At 46.1% G+C, this 1889-nt stretch carries 2 protein-coding genes; both read right to left on the reverse strand.

Going from position 1 to position 1889, the window contains the following annotated elements:
* Positions 1–833, reverse strand: an 833-nt coding sequence (locus tag PLH26_RS21615; protein ID WP_324588086.1) for a PVC-type heme-binding CxxCH protein, incomplete at its 3' end; no start/stop codon positions are given.
* A gap of 98 nt (positions 834–931) precedes the next feature.
* Positions 932–1804, reverse strand: a complete 873-nt coding sequence (locus PLH26_RS21620; protein ID WP_324588087.1) for a sugar phosphate isomerase/epimerase family protein — start codon at positions 1802–1804, stop codon at positions 932–934.
* Between the last annotated feature and the right edge of the window lie 85 nt (positions 1805–1889).

Consider the following 1889-nt stretch of genomic DNA (forward strand, 5'->3'; position numbering starts at 1 on the left):
CACGACACGCGGCAGGCTGCCACTTCATCGTCATTGTCGTTCTGCCAGAAATTGCCGTATGAATCGGCAGTGAGCTCATATGCATTCCTGAAATTATGTCCCATCACTTTTAACCCCGTACCATCCGGGCGGATGCGCAGCGCCAATCCTCCAACCCATACTTTTCCGTCATCACTCTTTAAATTGCCTTCGTTTTTGGTATTGTATGGCGTGCCGCCTGTATATATGCTGCCCGAACGCAGGGACCACCCGCTTTTATCGGTTACCATATGCGGACCTGCATTGCCTGTATTGAAATACCAGTTGCCGTCGGCGCCGGCCAATACAGCATGCAGCGAATGATCATGGTCCTTTCCGCCGAAACCGGTCAGGAAAATTTCTTTTTTATCCGGCTTGTCATCGCCATCTTCATCTGTATATATAATAATGCCCGGAGCGCAGGAAACGATGACTTTATTTCCCATTACGGCTATGCCTAAAGGTGATACAAGACTGGTATCCTGCACAAACAGTTTTGAAGAATCGGCAACGCCGTCGTTGTCGGTATCTTCCAGTATCATTACCCTGTCGCCTTTAGGATGATGGAAGAACGCGGTGGGATCGTTGTTGAAATTGCGGTAGTTCACCGCTTCGGTTACCCACACCCGTCCGCGTGCATCTATATCCATATTGGTGGGGTTATAAAACATGGGCGACGCTGCCCATAGCGTAATTTCCAGGTCATCCGGCATGTAAAAGGGCAGGTCGGCTCCGGCTTTGGGATTCGTTGGCTGGCAGGATGTAAAAAAAAGCATACAAAAGGAAATGCCTGTAAAAGCGCGGGGTAATTTCATCCGTATATTTTTATTTTTTAATGGCGGGTCAGCCTGTTCAGCTAAAAAAGGAAGCATGCTTTTTATACATTCTCCCATGCAAAAAATTACGTGGCGTTTTATTTATTGAACAATTTGCGCAGGTAGGCAAGATTGTGGCGGTAACTTTCAACTGTATCTCCTCCTTTAGGTATAGCACCTTCTATCTGCATCCAGCCGTTGCCTTTATAGCCTGTTTGATAAACAGCTTCGCTTACTTCTTTCCAGTTTACCGTTCCTTTATCCAGCAAAAACCCGTTTTCCTTCATGTGCAGCTCACATACCTGGTTTTTTCCCAGCTTTTTAAATTCGGCAACAGGGTCATGGCCTGCATCAGCCGTATTGCGAAAGTCGAAATACACTTTCAGGTTTTTTGATCCTACCCTGTCAATGATCTCCATATGCTCCTTTGCATCAAGGTATGATTCAATACCCAGAACAACACCGCTGGCTTCCGCATGGGGCATCAGGGCCCGCAAATGTTTGATGGCCGCCTCTTTTCTGGCATTGTCATTGCGCAGATCGCTGGCATTAAAAAAGGCCAGCAGCAATACTTTTACGTTAAGCCCTTTAGCCGCATCAATAGATCCCTTCACCCATTCCTGCACCCGGTCATCCGAATGGAATGGCACCCGGTTGTATATGCCCATCGCCAAACTTGAAATGACAATTCCTGTCTGAGCCGAAGCTTTAAGGTAAGCTTCCCGGATCTCTTTCTGCCTGATGTGCAGGTTGTTTTCAACACCTCCCATATCCACCATAATACCATCAACCCCTATGCTTTTGGCCACTTCAAAAGCGCCGATATCGCTTCCTTTACCAATAGACCAGTCGCAGGCGCCGATCTTAAAACGGCCCGGGCCGCCGGCAGCCATCAGGGTTTTAAAAATATCTGTTTGCAGCAACGAAGTAAGCACCAGGGATTTTTTTAACAGCGATCTTCTTGTTATCATACAGATTTTTTTTAAAAACTAAATATATTGATTTTTTAGGGGTTTTGTAAACTTGCATAAATTTAGATAATGGCTACTGAAATAA

Source organism: Agriterribacter sp., from assembly GCF_035444585.1.
Classification (GTDB): domain Bacteria; phylum Bacteroidota; class Bacteroidia; order Chitinophagales; family Chitinophagaceae; genus Agriterribacter.